Source organism: Mycolicibacterium agri (assembly GCF_002553505.1).
In the GTDB taxonomy this organism is placed as follows: Bacteria; Actinomycetota; Actinomycetes; order Mycobacteriales; family Mycobacteriaceae; genus Mycobacterium; species Mycobacterium agri.
Map to the genome: position 1 here is coordinate 1 of NZ_PDCP01000123.1, position 12,818 is coordinate 12,818.

Sequence of the window (12,818 nt, forward strand, 5' to 3'; positions counted from 1 at the left end):
CTACGATGCATCACGGACCGACCAACCCCTGGTCGGAATCCAATAGCTCGAGCCTCCGGCGAATCCAGGGCGATTCAACCATCGACGTCGCATCGATCACGTCGCCGGAAAGTGCACGCGATGGCCAGTTCCGCGGCGAGGACATCATGGACGTCGCCAGATACCCGACGGCCGAGTTCAAATCGACAGAACCCGTCGACTTGAGTGCGGTGCCCGAGTCCGGCGAGGCCGTGTCGGTCGACGTTCCCGGCGCCATGACGATCAAAGGCACAACGCGCGACGTCGTCGCCAGAGTCAACGTCAAGCGAGCCGGAGACACCGTCATCGCCACCGCCTCCGTACCCGTCACATGGACGGACTTCGGTGTCACGCCACCGGATTTCGCCGGCTTCGTCACCGTGCAACCGACCGGCACAATCGAAACCCTGGTGAACCTGGCCAAGAAGTAGCGGTCAATAGTCGTAGTGCGCCAGAGCGGTGCCACCCCGTCGTTCCGCGCCGTCGATCGACATCAGCGCGGGCACAAGCTCACTGGTGACGAGGCCTTCTCGGCGGGTGGCTTCGTCGATGATCGCGAAGCTGGCCGCGATGCGGTTTGGTGCGTCCACGACGACCGTCGTCACCGGAACTCGGCGCGCCACCTGAATCCACTTGTCCCCGTGCGGTTCAGGTGCACCGTCGAAGCCCCAAATGCCGCGCAGCACAGTCGCCCCGCTGGCTGCGCGAGTCTCGCGCAGCCGCGAAACGATCGCCCGATGAATCGGCATACCGTCGTGCAGCGCAGCTTCGGAGGTGTACACCATCAGCTTCTGCCACAATGCGCGTCCGCGGTCGTCGGTGGCCGGTAGGGCCGCTGGCGGCGTCAGAAGCTCGCCGTGCCGTTTGCATAGCTGCACCCGCTCGACCGTGAAAAGCGGTTCGCTCAACAGCGATTCGAGTTCGGGAACCACATTGAGCACCTGCTGGCCGGTCCCGACGGCGATGATCATCACCGGCACGCCCACGTTGCGGCTGAAGAAGCGCGCCCGTTTACGTTGGCCGCGGGCGGTACCGTCGACGCCGAGAAACACCGTCGCGCCCGCGAATCCGTGCCGATGCAGCGCGGCGGTAACCGCGCGGTAGGCAGGTTGTCCATCCGCGCGGTCCTGCCGCCCGACGTAGATGGTCAGCTTCGCTGTCTCCGGCATGGACGCCGCCCCGCCGAAGTTGGCGCGTTCGAGCGTCACCAGGCCGCGGGGGACCATGGCACAGATCTGATCGGCGAGGCCTGCCATTTTGTCGGCGGTGTCGACGGCGACCACGGCGACCGGCGGATCCTCCGACATACTCAGCGACCGGTCGGTGCGCAGCACGTGCTGTGGGCCGAAGCTGGCGATGCCGCGCAGCACGACGCTGGTGGCGAGTTCGTTCTCCGCGTAAAGGTCGAGCAGCGCGTCGGATAGGAAACGGTCGCCGTGCCGCGCGCGCTCGCCGAAGTAGCTTGTGAGCTTGAGGTAGTCGGTCACAGCGCGGCTCCGATGCTCTGACCTAGCCAAGCCGCGACCAAACCCAGCACCACGCTGGCCGCGATGTTCGCGAATGCCGCGGCCACCCGGCGCTCCTCGCCGAGGCGCTGGGTTTCGAACATCCACGTCGAGAACGTGGTGTAGGAGCCGACGAACGCGGTGCCGACCAGCAGCGCCATATGCGCGCTGAGCGCCAGGCCGGCGAGGAAACCGAGCAGCAAGGCCCCGGAGATGTTTACGACGAGGGTGCCTGACGGAAACGGATGGGAGATGCGCTTCGACACCGCTCGGTCGATCAGAAAGCGGCACACCGCGCCCACGCCACCGAGCAGCGCGACGCCCATCCAGACGGCGACTGTCATCGGCGCACCCTGACCCGCCTGACCGTGGCGGTGGCGACGTAGACCGCGAGTAGCCCTCCGCCGATGCTTGCGGCGGTGTAGCCGACGGCCAGGCCGTAATGGTGATGCTCGAGCATTGCGATGGTCTCCACCTGCATTGTGGAGAACGTGGTCAGCCCGCCGCACAGCCCGGTGCCAAGCAGCGGTCGCCGGTAGCTCGATACCGGCAAACGTTCGAGCAGCCGGGTGACGAAGTAGCCCAGCAGGAACGCGCCCACGATGTTGACGGTGAACGTGGGCCACGGCCAGCGGCCGGGATCGGGCGCGGCTAACGCCTCCAGCCCGGCCCGGGCCAGGGTCCCCAGCGCGCCGCCGACGAAGACCGCGGCCAGCTCACGTCCGTCGAATTTGGGCATGAGCAAAAGTATCGCCGTCGAGGTACCGGACCGCCGTACGGCACGGATTCCGGCGGGGCAGAATCGGCGGTATGGCTGCCAATCCACGTGCCGGACAGCCGGCGCAACCCGAAGACCTCATCGATGTGGCTGCGGTGGTCACGGCGTACTACACCGTCGAGCCCGATCCAGACAATGTGGACCAGCAGGTGGTGTTCGGCACCTCCGGGCACCGGGGGTCGAGCCTGGATGCGGCGTTCAACGAGGCGCACATCCTGGCGACCACGCAGGCCATCGTGGAGTACCGCAAGGCGCAGGGGACCACCGGCCCGCTGTTCATCGGCCGTGACACCCATGCGCTGTCGGAGCCGGCGTGGGTGTCGGCGCTGGAGGTTCTGGCAGCCAATGACGTTGTGGCGATGATCGACTCGGCTGGCCGCTACACGCCGACGCCGGCGGTCAGCCACGCGATCCTGACGTACAACCGCGGCCGCTCGAGTGATCTCGCCGACGGCATCGTCGTCACGCCGTCGCACAACCCGCCCCGCGACGGCGGGTTCAAGTACAACCCGCCCAACGGTGGACCGGCCGACACCGACGCGACCAGCGCCATCGCCAAACGCGCGAACGAGATCCTGCGCGACGGGATCAAGGCGGTGAAGCGGGTGCCGCTGGCGCGGGCGCTGCAGACCGCGCAGCGTCACGACTACCTCAACGCCTACGTCGATGACCTGCCGAATGTGGTCGACATGCACGCCATCAGCGCGGAGAAGATCCGCATCGGCGCCGACCCGCTGGGCGGGGCCAGCGTTGACTACTGGGGGGCGATCGCCGAACGGCACAACCTGGAGCTGACGGTGGTCAACCCCTTGGTCGACGCCACCTGGCGGTTCATGACGCTGGACACCGACGGCAAGATCCGGATGGACTGCAGCTCGCCGAACGCGATGGCTGGGCTTCTTCGGGCGATGAAGGCCGACCCCGACGCGTATCAGATCGCGACGGGCAATGACGCCGACTCCGACCGGCACGGCATCGTCACCCCGGACGGCGGGCTGCTGAACCCCAATCACTATCTGGCGGTGGCGATCGACTACCTCTACTCCAACCGGCCGGAGTGGTCGCCGTCGACCGCCGTCGGCAAGACCGCGGTCAGCTCGTCGATCATCGACCGTGTCGTCGCCGGCCTGGGCCGTGAGCTGGTCGAGGTCCCGGTCGGTTTCAAGTGGTTCGTCGACGGGTTGATCAGCGGCAGCATCGGATTCGGCGGTGAGGAGAGCGCGGGAGCGTCGTTCCTGCGTCGCGACGGGTCGACGTGGACCACCGACAAGGACGGCATCATTCTGGCCCTGTTGGCGTCAGAGATCCTGGCGGTGACCGGTGCGACGCCGTCGCAGCGCTACCAGGCATTGGCCGAAAAGTACGGCGCCCCAACATATGCGCGTATCGACGCGCCCGCCGACCGTGAGCAGAAGGCACGGCTGGCGAAGTTGTCGCCGGAACAGGTGACCGCGACCGAGCTGGCCGGTGAGCCGATCACTGCGAAGCTGACGACGGCTCCCGGCAACGGCGCGCCGCTCGGCGGACTGAAGGTGACGACCGAGAACGCGTGGTTCGCGGCACGGCCTTCGGGCACCGAAGACGTGTACAAGATCTACGCCGAGTCGTTCAAGGGTCCAGAACATCTGGCGCAGGTGCAGGAAGCGGCGCGCGAAGTGGTGAACAAGGTCATCTCGTGAGTTCGCCTGCGGAGGGGGAGTGTCGCTGCGACACAACCGAACCTGAGCCAAAGTCCAAGCTGCCCCGTGAAGTCTGGGTACTGATCGCGGCCAATGTGGTGGTGGCGCTGGGCTATGGCGTTGTCGCACCGGTTCTTCCGCAGTTTGCGCGCAATTTCGGCGTGAGCATCAGCGCGGCGACGTTCGTCATCACGGCGTTCGCGTTGCTGCGCTTGGTCGCGGCGCCGCCGGCCGGCGTGATGGTGCAGCGCATGGGGGAGCGGCGGGTCTACGTCAGCGGCCTGTTGATCGTGGCGTTGTCGACCGGCGCCTGCGCGTTCGCCGAAACCTATTGGCAGCTCTTGCTTTTCCGTTCGCTGGGTGGATTGGGATCCGCGATGTTCACGGTGTCGTCGCTGGGGCTGATGATCCGTATATCGCCGCCGGATGCGCGCGGGCGGGTGGCGGGGATGTTCTCGTCGGGGTTCCTCGTGGGGTCGGTCGGCGGGCCGGTACTCGGCAGTTTGACGGCGGGGTTGGGCTTGTCCGCGCCGTTCGTCATCTACGGCGTGGCGCTGCTGGTTGCCGCGTCGGTGGTATTCGTCAGCCTGCGGCACTCGCCGGTGGCTGCGCGGGAGGAGAGCACCGAGCCGACGGTTTCGGTGCGCACCGTGCTGCGACATCCGGCGTACCGGGCGGCACTGTTCTCCAACTTCGCGACGGGATGGGCGGCGTTCGGGTTGCGGATCGCGCTGGTGCCGCTGTTCGTCGTCGAGGCGCTCGACCGCGGTGCGGGCTTCGCCGGGTTGGCGCTGGCGACCTTCGCGATCGGCAACATCTCCGCGGTCATCCCCAGCGGCTACCTGTCCGACCGGGTGGGGCGGCGCAAGCTGCTGCTGGTCGGGCTGACGGTGGCTGCGCTGTCCACGGTCTTGGTCGGCTTCACGTCGTCGGTGCCGGTGTTCCTGGCGGCGGCCTACGTGACGGGCGCGGCCACCGGAGTCTTCGTATCCCCGCAGCAGGCCGCGGTCGCCGACGTCGTCGGCAACAAGGCCCGCGGCGGCACGGCGGTCGCGACGTTCCAGATGATGGCCGACCTGGGCTCCATCGTCGGTTCGCTGGCGGTGGGGCAGGTGGCCGAGCACGCGTCGTACGCGGCGGCCTTCCTCGTCAGCGGTGCCGTGCTGGCGCTCGCGGCGGTGGGCTGGGCCTTTGCGCCCGAGACCCGCGGCAGGCCGCCCGCTGAGCACACGCCGATGCGGGCGATCGGCCCCGAGGCCGGCGGCGAGGTCCCCTAGCCAGCCGTTTTGAACGCAAAGCCCCAGGTGGTGTAACTTCGATGGGCACGCTTTCGCGGGGCTATGGCGCAGCTGGTAGCGCACCACACTGGCAGTGTGGGGGTCAGGGGTTCGAGTCCCCTTAGCTCCACCAAAGACGTTTCTTTCAAACCCGCGCCATTGTGCGCGGGTTTTTCGTTCTCGCGGCAGGGAACGTTAGCCGTGCTCGATGAATTGTCCGGCTGCGTGCTGCCAGAGGCGTATGCGGCGATTGCATGGCACCGGGCAGCATCGGCCATTTCATTGCCGAGCAGCGTCTTGAACGGCTCTGCCAGCTCCGTCTGGACGTCGTCTTCGTGCACGTAGATGTGAGTGAAAAACGCCTGGTTCAGGAGGCGGCGCTCCTGCGGGGCGGCGCGCATGTACGCCTTGTAGCAGTGGGTGGCGTAGTCGAGTGCCACTCGCAAGCAAGTCTCGAACTTGTCCGATTCAATGTTTGCGGCCGACAGCCGTGTCTCGATAGCGCCGAGTTGCCGGGCGATACGGTCTTGCTCCGTCTTGAGCAGATCGAGTGGTACGGCACCGGCGTAGTGCGCTTGGAGTAGCCGGGACCGTTCGTTGGTGAGCCGTTCCTTCTGTGTCCGGAGCTGGTGTTTGTCCGCCTCCGCAACTCGTTGCATTGATGACAGCTCGTCGCGCAGCATGGCCTCGATCTGGTCGCGCAGCTGCGAGTCGAGTTGGTGGTCTTGGTAGTGCTCCTCGATGCGTTCTTCGACTAGGGAGATCAGCATTGCCCGCTGGGTGCAGTTGGTTGACTTCTGGTGACGGCCGAGGCAGATGAAGTACGGATACACGGTGTCGTGGCGGTTCTTCGACATGGTGACGATCAGACGACTGCCGCAGCCGCCGCAGAACACGCTGGATTTGAGATAGTGCGGGTGCTCCCGTTGCTTCTCACCGGTGGCGTGCGAGGCGAGCACGTCTTGCACGCGCTTCCATGTGGCTTCGTCAACCAGCGGCTGGTGGCGGCCGGGGTACTGGACGCTTCGGTACGTCACTTCGCCCCTGTAGTACGGCGTGGAGAGAATTTTGTGCAGGGAGTTGTACTTGACGGGCCGGGCGGGCGTGCGCGGTGTTGGTCGGGTTGTCAGGCCACGGCGTTCGAGTTCGGCAGCGAGATTCTTGAGTGTCCAGTCGCCGGTCGAGTAGGCGGTGAAGGCCCAGGTGATCAGCGGGGCACGGTCAGGGTCAATCTCGACTGTCCGGACTTCGCTGCCGTCTTCGGTGATGACACGGACATTGCGGTAGCCGAGCGGGGCCTTGCCTGGTGTGCCACCGATCTTGGCCTTCTGTTCCATGCCTTTGACGACTTCAAAAGCGAGATTGCGGCTGTAGAACTCGGCGATCGAGCTCATGATGCCGTGCAGCAGCATGCCTGATGGTGTCTCGTCAATGTTTTCCGTTGCCGAAACGAGCTGTGCGCCAGCTTCTTTGATCTGCAGGTGGATCTGCGCGTCATCGAGGCGGTTGCGGGCGAGCCGGTCCACTTTGTGGACGATCACGTAGTCGACGGCATGTTCCTGGATGTAGCGGAGCATCTGCTGCAATTCTGGCCTCGTGTCGGCGAACTTGGCGGACTCGCCCCGCTCGACGAACTCCTCGACGACCACAGCGTTGATCGATGCCGCCTTGCGACGATTGGCTTCCAGCTGTGCGGGCAGTGAGTAGCCCTCTGGGTCGCCGTCGCGCTCGGCTTGCTCTTTTGTTGAGACGCGGGCGTAGGACACAGCGACTCTGGCAGCCGTCTCTCTGCCGGGCACTCCTTGGATGGCGACGTGAGTCATCGCGGCATCCGAACATGCAACTCGAACAACGGAACTCCTATCGGTCGTGGGCGATGGATGGACAAATTGCGGCCTGCACTTCGGCCGGGCAATATCGGGTTGATACTTCCAATGCTATTGCGGTACTAGGAATTTGGGGCGTTGACGGAAGACGGCTACCTAGGCGTCGCGGTGCGGCGTTACGCTGGTTGTCCCCCCGAAGTCGTTTCACCACGATCCACGAGTTTCCGCAGGTAACTGACAGCTATTTTTGACAGCAGCTATACCCATTTTCCACTGCCGGCGGTGGCTGTCCACTAACAAGTATTTCTCTGTTATTTGACAAGCGAACCAATACCTGACATAGCTCATAAGCCTAAGGTCGCTGGTTCGATCCCAGCCGCTGCTACCAGAGGTAATTCGAGTGGAAATGGGCCCTGAATGGGGTCCATTTTCGTTGTCTGACAGCTGTTTTTGACAGCTATTGTCACTGCTGCCTGCTTCCGTCACCAACTGAGCGAGGCGACTGAGCGCCGCTCGTTGTCCATCGATATCCGCATGTTGGTAGATCTCCTGTGTCGTGGAGATATTCGAGTGACCAAGGATGAGTTGGGCGTCACGTGCCGGTACTGCCAGCTTTTTCAGCAACGTCGCCGTCGTGTGGCGGAGGTGGTGGAGGGTGATACGAGGCAACTGCTGCTGTTCACACAGCCGGTAGAAGGTCTTCAGCAGGCGTGGCGGGTCGACGGGCGTGCCGGTAAGCGACCGGAAGATCAAGTCGTCAGGTTGCGGAGGCGGGGTCGTCTGCTCATAGCGCTGCTTTAGTGCGGTGGCGACGACTTGCAGCAGAGGAAGAGCGCGTCGGCTGGTCCGCGTTTTGAGGGGTTCGACGGACAGCCTGCCGTGAATGCTCTGAATCTGTTGGCGGACCTGAATCACGTTGTCCGCGAGGTCAATGTCACGCCAGCGCAGTCCGAGCACCTCGCCGCGACGAAGGCCGTAGAGCGCGAGCAGCAGGAAGGCTTCGTAGAACCGGTTACCGGTGGCAGCCGCAAGGAAGCGCCCGACTTCGTTCTCTGTCCACGGGCGGATCTCCTTGCGTTCGAACGATGGCAGCACCACAAGACGAGCCACATTGCGCATCACAATGTCTTCACGCTGCGCGTGCGTGAGCATCGCGGAAAGAACGGTCCGCTGCTTCTGGATTGTGCGCGACCCGACGCCACTCTGCTGCAGGTGGTGGAAGTACGCCTGCAGCTCGGCAACCGAAAGTGCGCTGAGGAGCTTCGTGCCAAGACGGGGGCGAATGTACAACCGGCACAGCGACTCGTATTGGATATACGTCAGCGGACGCCGCGTGCTCTTGACGATCGGGAGCCAGTAGTCGAGATAGTCGCCGACGCGCCACTGTCGGGACGCAAGCGCAATCCCGCTACGAGACTTGTCAAGCAGGGCGAGGAGCTTCTTGTGAGCGTCTTCTCGGGTTCGGCCGTATACAGTAAGGCGTTTCTGGATGCCACCCGTGACCTTGACGTAGGCTGAACCCGCCCAGCGGCCATCGTTGCGCTTGTAGATCGTGCCTTCGCCGTATCTACGCCCTGACATTCGGATTCTCCTTCTCGAGCCGCTTCTTGATGAACTCGTGGAGCGACTGCGCAGGCACCAAGCGGCGTCGACCAATCGTTATAGTTGGAAGCTCCTGTGCCCATACCATTTGATAGAACTGCCAGCGGCTAATACCAAGCGCCTTGGTGGCTTCTTCGACGCTGAGAAGCAGCGGACCATCCTTTCGCAGGTCTGCAATGTTGCTTGTGTAAGAATTGAGTGGTTGTTGAGTCATACTCCCTCCTTTACTTAAGTTGATCTATGTCCCGCTGGAACTGTCATGACGGGAAGTCCTCCAACGCAAGCGATCCCAGCCCACGACGCTTGTTGTGGACCAGCCCGCATTGCCGCAGTCGGACCTCGATGGCTTGCTCGCTGACGTGAAAGAGCTCGGCGAGCCTGTGGGTCTGCGTGACGCCGTTGTGCCAGGCGCGCTTGAGCAGTTGGCGGGGCACGAGGAGGCATCCGGCGAAGTAGTCCGCGGCCCGCTCTGCTTGGGTCTCGGCGGTCGTCCTTCGCGTGCCCTTGTACAGCAAGTGATGTCGCCCGTGGTCGATGATGTGTTTGTACTCATGGGCCAAGGTAAAGCGTTGGCGGCGCGGTGAGTCAGATCGCGAGAGATGGATGATCCATGTTTGGCGGTGGTGATGCCAGAAGGTCGCGCCGGAGACGATGTGCCGGGTATATTCGACGGTCACCTTGGGCAACTCCATTATGAGTTCGGCCGGGATCGGTAGCTTGGGGTGTCCATGTAGGTGCAGCAGCTTGTTAGCCTGCTGCTCGGCAACGCGCAGGGCCTCGGCGAACGCGACACGGTCATGTGTCGGGATGAGGGCTCGGAGGCTTCCGAGGACGCTGTGCGGTGGTGCTTCTCTTTCATGTTTCTTATGCACGGTGCCTCCTTCCTCCATCGTGGGTGGCTTAATTGCTTTGGTGCGTTCGCTATTCGTCTTGGCCGTCGCGTGGGCCATTGTTCGGGTCGAAGCTGACGCCGTACTTCTTGGCAAGTTCGGCGAAGTGGGCTTCGATCTCTTGCATGGCTTCAGGTGGGAGTTGTCGGTACTTTGTGCGCAGGTACGGCTTGATGGTCGGGAGTTCCTTCGGCGGTACCCAACCTGCAATTGCGAACAGATCGCTCGCCGGGATGCCAAGCACGTCACCGATCGCCTGCAAACTTCCGGCTTTCGGGCTGGCGATCCCGCGTTCGAGGCGCGATATCGTTGCCTTGTCAACGCCAGCTCGGCGTGCGACTTCGGCAGAACTAAGGCCAGCAGCGACTCGTTTTGATACGAGTAGGTCTCCAAGTCGCTGTAGCTGTTCTGAGTCCATTTCCATTGTCTCTCTTTGTATTTCACATTATACAACGAATTGTTGAGAAATTTCAATGGTGCCGGACCGTCCGATGACGCGAAATCCGTTGTATAGCCGAGTCTTACATGCTTGCCCAGTAGTGAGTTGCGCTGACAGTGCGTTGTTACCAGTCGTCTACATACGCGCATCAAAGATCCACACGCCACCGTCTGGCGCCGGATATGAATGGATATCGCCGCCAAACAGCATGTCTCGCCCCATTGCCGCGGTGTCGAAACGAAGGTATCGCCTGACTGACTCTGACAGCAGCGAGAGTTCGTTGGTATAGCCGAGATCATCAAGGAGATGGTCGGCGTAGTCCGTGAGCGAGTCGAAGTGGCCGAGATAGGCCTCGGCGAAGTCGTCAAACCGTTCGGGGCTGCCTTCGTTGACCTCTGCCCAGGCGGCGAAGGCAAGACCGTGTTCTTGTATGCCGCGTGCGATCCGCGACACCAGCTCGATGGAGTCGTATTCGTGGATCTGGCACACGCCGAAGTTGTCGTAGTCGTGGATCGCGAACTCCTCGGCGTCGGGCTGCCGGGACTCGGCCAGCATGCCTTGGATGTCGTCGTGGATGGCCTCGGGCTCACGGGCGGCGTCCAGCCAGACGCCGTGCAGGTAGCCGTTGTTGTAGTCGGCCAGGCTGGCGATATAGATACGCGGCGACGGTCGCGGCTCCGTTTCGTGGCCGGCCAGCGCTTCTGAGTTATCCGATGGCTGGTCGCCTGGATTGGTTTGTGGTTGTTGCTCATTCATCATCACCTCCTTCCTTTAGTTCGATTAGATGGTCGTGTTGGTGTGTGTGGGGCCGGTCAGGGAGCAGTGAGCTTGCGCCCGGTCTGCTCCCCGCCGGCCCCCTGCACCAGGAGTAGGCCGATCAGCCCTCAGGTGGGCTCTCGCCTCCTTTCTGGCCCCGACGGGTGGGCCGGGACCGCCCGGCAGCGCTACCACCCGACTCGCCGCTTGTTGGCGATGTTTCGCCGGTGCCGTCGAACAGCGTGGCGATTGCCTGCTGCCGGGCCGCTGCTTCACGCTCGATTTCGGCGCGGGCTTCAGCGGCGCGGCCAGCCAGGTCCGGATCGTCTTTGGCGCAAGCGATGTGCGCCGCGATCGCGATCTGGATTTCGTCGGTGATGGTGCCGTCACGCAGCTGGGCGATGAAGCTCAGCTGGGCGTGCACGTCCGGTTGGAGCCTGATGCCAAGGGTCTTGACGCCTTTGGCGGACTCGTTCGGTGCGGACATTGCGACCTCCTCGGTGCTGTGCGGCCGGTAAGCGCTTCCTGCGCTTACAGGTACGACCGCATGACACCGATGAGGCGCGGTGCCGGTCATGCGGCGCGCTCCTCGGGTCCAGCGCGGGTGTCGTCCCGCTGGTGTGGCTTGTTAGGTACTTCACGACCTTCTCGTGCGTCGGAGATCCGTTGCCTCGCCATCGCGGCGAAGTCAGGATTCAACTCGACGCCGAGCCAGTCGCGAGCGAGTTCCTCGGCGGCTACCGCGGTGGTGCCGCTGCCAATGAAAGGATCCAGGACCAGTCCGGGTTCGCGTGGGGCATCGCAGTCGCAGGTGGGTGCGAGGGATGCCCGTACCGCCGTGCCACCGATAGCCCGGATGACCCTGCGACGCCAGGGCAGCAGGCAATGCGCGCATCGGGCCTCAGGACACCCCGCCTGAATTGCTCGGCGGGCCAGCGTGACGGGGTACGTCGCGTGATGCGCGCCGCGGTAGTTACTGCTGGAGAGCTGCCAGACATCGCCTGGATTCTTGCCAAGTGGATGCCCCACGAGGCCTTGCGCTTTGAGCGCGTCCAGGCCACGTTCGCTGTCCGCGTTGGGCCCACGCCATGATTCGTCTCCACGCTGCTTCATCGCGGACGGCTTCGATAGCGCGGAGCGGTGCGGCTGGCGGATGGCGTCGAGGTCGAAAAAGTACGTGGGCTGCTTGGCGAACACGTAGATCGGTTCGTAGCTGCAGCTGAGCCGGTCCTTGATGCTCGTGGGCATGGGGTTGGTCTTGGCCCAGACGATCTTGTTGCGGATGATCCAGCCGGTCTGTTGCAGGCGCAGCGCCAAGCGTTCGGGTGCCATCAGTAGGCTCTTGCGGTTGGCGCCCTGGGAGTGATGCGTCGAGTAGGTGTCGCCGAGGTTGAGCCAGAAGGTGCCGGTGGGCACCAGGACGCGGCGAATCTCCGCGGAAATGTCGGCCAGCTGGTCTACCCACTGATCCACATGCGGCTCGAGGCCGATCTGTCCGCGTGCAGCGTAGTTGCGCAGCCGGAAGTACGGCGGGCTGGTGAGCACCATGTCGACCGAGTCGTCTGGGAGTTCACGCAATCGGTCGAGGGCATCGCCGATCAGCAGCTCGTTGCGGGAGGCCGTCATGATGCGCCTCCTACCCGCAGCAGCGAGACGAGCTGATCCGGCGCGACAATGCGGAACAGTTCGGGCGTCAGGGTGCGATCACGCTCGATCGCCGCTTGCAAAGCGAGGCGCCGCTGTTGACCTTTGCTCGGGTCAGAGTGGGTCACGCTCCAGGCAACAAGCGGAAAGCCACCCTCGTCAGCTTGCTCAATGCCAGAACGCCGGTAGGCCTCGTAATCCCGGCACTTCTTCAGCAGTGTCGAGATAGTCTCCGTGCCGAGATCGACTTCGATGAACCATGCATTCACAAACTCGCTGTCTGGCGCGGTTGCGATTTCGACGTAAAGATCGGCCTTCAGCGTCAGGTGAATCGCCCTGGATTCGCCGGAGGCTCGAGCTATTGGATTCCGACCAGGGGTTGGTCGGTCCGTGATGCATCGTAG

The 12,818-nt window shown here is 63.7% G+C and carries 15 protein-coding genes, 1 tRNA gene and 1 pseudogene; 5 read left to right on the forward strand and 12 right to left on the reverse strand.

Annotation, left to right across the window (positions count from 1 at the left end):
* On the forward strand, nucleotides 1-449 hold a 449-nt coding region (locus CQY20_RS31395), incomplete at its 5' end, for a YceI family protein (protein ID WP_133119182.1).
* Nucleotides 450-452: 3 nt separating this feature from the next.
* Here the strand turns inward: CQY20_RS31395 and CQY20_RS31400 are convergent.
* The 3 genes from CQY20_RS31400 to crcB (CQY20_RS31410) are packed head-to-tail and all read right to left on the reverse strand — an operon-like array spanning nucleotide 453 to nucleotide 2,262.
* The gene (locus tag CQY20_RS31400) at nucleotides 453-1,505 is read right to left on the reverse strand and encodes a putative PII-like signaling protein (RefSeq protein ID WP_097944885.1); all 1,053 of its coding nucleotides are present in this window, start codon (nucleotides 1,503-1,505) and stop codon (nucleotides 453-455) included.
* A complete protein-coding gene (gene crcB / locus CQY20_RS31405; protein ID WP_097944887.1) occupies nucleotides 1,502-1,867 on the reverse strand; it encodes a fluoride efflux transporter CrcB in 366 nt (121 codons plus the stop codon). The genes CQY20_RS31400 and crcB (CQY20_RS31405) overlap by 4 nt, the downstream gene beginning before the upstream one ends.
* The gene (gene crcB / locus CQY20_RS31410; RefSeq protein ID WP_097944889.1) at nucleotides 1,864-2,262 is read right to left on the reverse strand and encodes a fluoride efflux transporter CrcB; all 399 of its coding nucleotides are present in this window, start codon (nucleotides 2,260-2,262) and stop codon (nucleotides 1,864-1,866) included. Before crcB (CQY20_RS31410) ends, crcB (CQY20_RS31405) begins: the two co-directional genes overlap by 4 nt.
* A gap of 71 nt (nucleotides 2,263-2,333) precedes the next feature.
* On the opposite strand from crcB (CQY20_RS31410), the gene pgm reads away from it, so the two are divergent.
* From pgm to CQY20_RS35030, 4 genes are all read left to right on the forward strand, one after another.
* Complete coding sequence (pgm, locus tag CQY20_RS31415; RefSeq protein WP_097944890.1) at nucleotides 2,334-3,980, forward strand: phosphoglucomutase (alpha-D-glucose-1,6-bisphosphate-dependent); 1,647 nt, start codon at nucleotides 2,334-2,336, stop codon at nucleotides 3,978-3,980.
* A complete protein-coding gene (locus CQY20_RS31420) occupies nucleotides 3,977-5,257 on the forward strand; it encodes an MFS transporter (protein WP_097944891.1) in 1,281 nt (426 codons plus the stop codon). Before pgm ends, CQY20_RS31420 begins: the two co-directional genes overlap by 4 nt.
* A gap of 57 nt (nucleotides 5,258-5,314) precedes the next feature.
* Nucleotides 5,315-5,390, forward strand: a tRNA-Ala gene (locus tag CQY20_RS31425).
* 121 nt (nucleotides 5,391-5,511) lie between these two features.
* The gene (locus tag CQY20_RS35030) at nucleotides 5,512-5,841 is read left to right on the forward strand and encodes a hypothetical protein (RefSeq protein ID WP_163700485.1); all 330 of its coding nucleotides are present in this window, start codon (nucleotides 5,512-5,514) and stop codon (nucleotides 5,839-5,841) included.
* A gap of 204 nt (nucleotides 5,842-6,045) precedes the next feature.
* Here the strand turns inward: CQY20_RS35030 and CQY20_RS36295 are convergent.
* From CQY20_RS36295 to CQY20_RS31470, 9 genes and pseudogenes are all read right to left on the reverse strand, one after another.
* Nucleotides 6,046-7,080: pseudogene (locus CQY20_RS36295) on the reverse strand (recombinase family protein); the annotation flags it as partial.
* Between the two features lie 207 nt (nucleotides 7,081-7,287).
* A complete protein-coding gene (locus CQY20_RS31435; protein WP_097944893.1) occupies nucleotides 7,288-8,664 on the reverse strand; it encodes a tyrosine-type recombinase/integrase in 1,377 nt (458 codons plus the stop codon).
* Nucleotides 8,651-8,899, reverse strand: a complete 249-nt coding sequence (locus tag CQY20_RS31440) for a helix-turn-helix domain-containing protein (protein WP_097944895.1) — start codon at nucleotides 8,897-8,899, stop codon at nucleotides 8,651-8,653. Before CQY20_RS31440 ends, CQY20_RS31435 begins: the two co-directional genes overlap by 14 nt.
* A 43-nt stretch (nucleotides 8,900-8,942) precedes the next feature.
* Entirely contained in the window at nucleotides 8,943-9,557 is a 615-nt protein-coding gene (locus CQY20_RS31445; RefSeq protein WP_234816499.1) for an ImmA/IrrE family metallo-endopeptidase, read from the reverse strand.
* A 49-nt stretch (nucleotides 9,558-9,606) separates the two neighbouring features.
* Nucleotides 9,607-9,999: a helix-turn-helix domain-containing protein gene (locus CQY20_RS31450; RefSeq protein ID WP_234816500.1), complete on the reverse strand. Its 393-nt coding sequence runs from the start codon at nucleotides 9,997-9,999 to the stop codon at nucleotides 9,607-9,609.
* A gap of 150 nt (nucleotides 10,000-10,149) precedes the next feature.
* On the reverse strand, nucleotides 10,150-10,770 hold the full coding sequence (locus CQY20_RS31455; protein WP_097944909.1) for an antirestriction protein ArdA: 621 nt from the start codon (nucleotides 10,768-10,770) through the stop codon (nucleotides 10,150-10,152).
* A gap of 121 nt (nucleotides 10,771-10,891) precedes the next feature.
* Nucleotides 10,892-11,257 carry a hypothetical protein gene (locus tag CQY20_RS31460; RefSeq protein ID WP_097944897.1) on the reverse strand — a complete coding sequence of 122 codons (366 nt, stop codon included), beginning with the start codon at nucleotides 11,255-11,257 and terminating at the stop codon, nucleotides 10,892-10,894.
* An 86-nt stretch (nucleotides 11,258-11,343) separates the two neighbouring features.
* Nucleotides 11,344-12,396: a DNA-methyltransferase gene (locus tag CQY20_RS31465; RefSeq protein ID WP_097944899.1), complete on the reverse strand. Its 1,053-nt coding sequence runs from the start codon at nucleotides 12,394-12,396 to the stop codon at nucleotides 11,344-11,346.
* Nucleotides 12,393-12,818, reverse strand: a 426-nt coding sequence (locus CQY20_RS31470; RefSeq protein WP_207767348.1) for a replication-relaxation family protein, incomplete at its 5' end; no start/stop codon positions are given. The genes CQY20_RS31470 and CQY20_RS31465, both read right to left, overlap by 4 nt.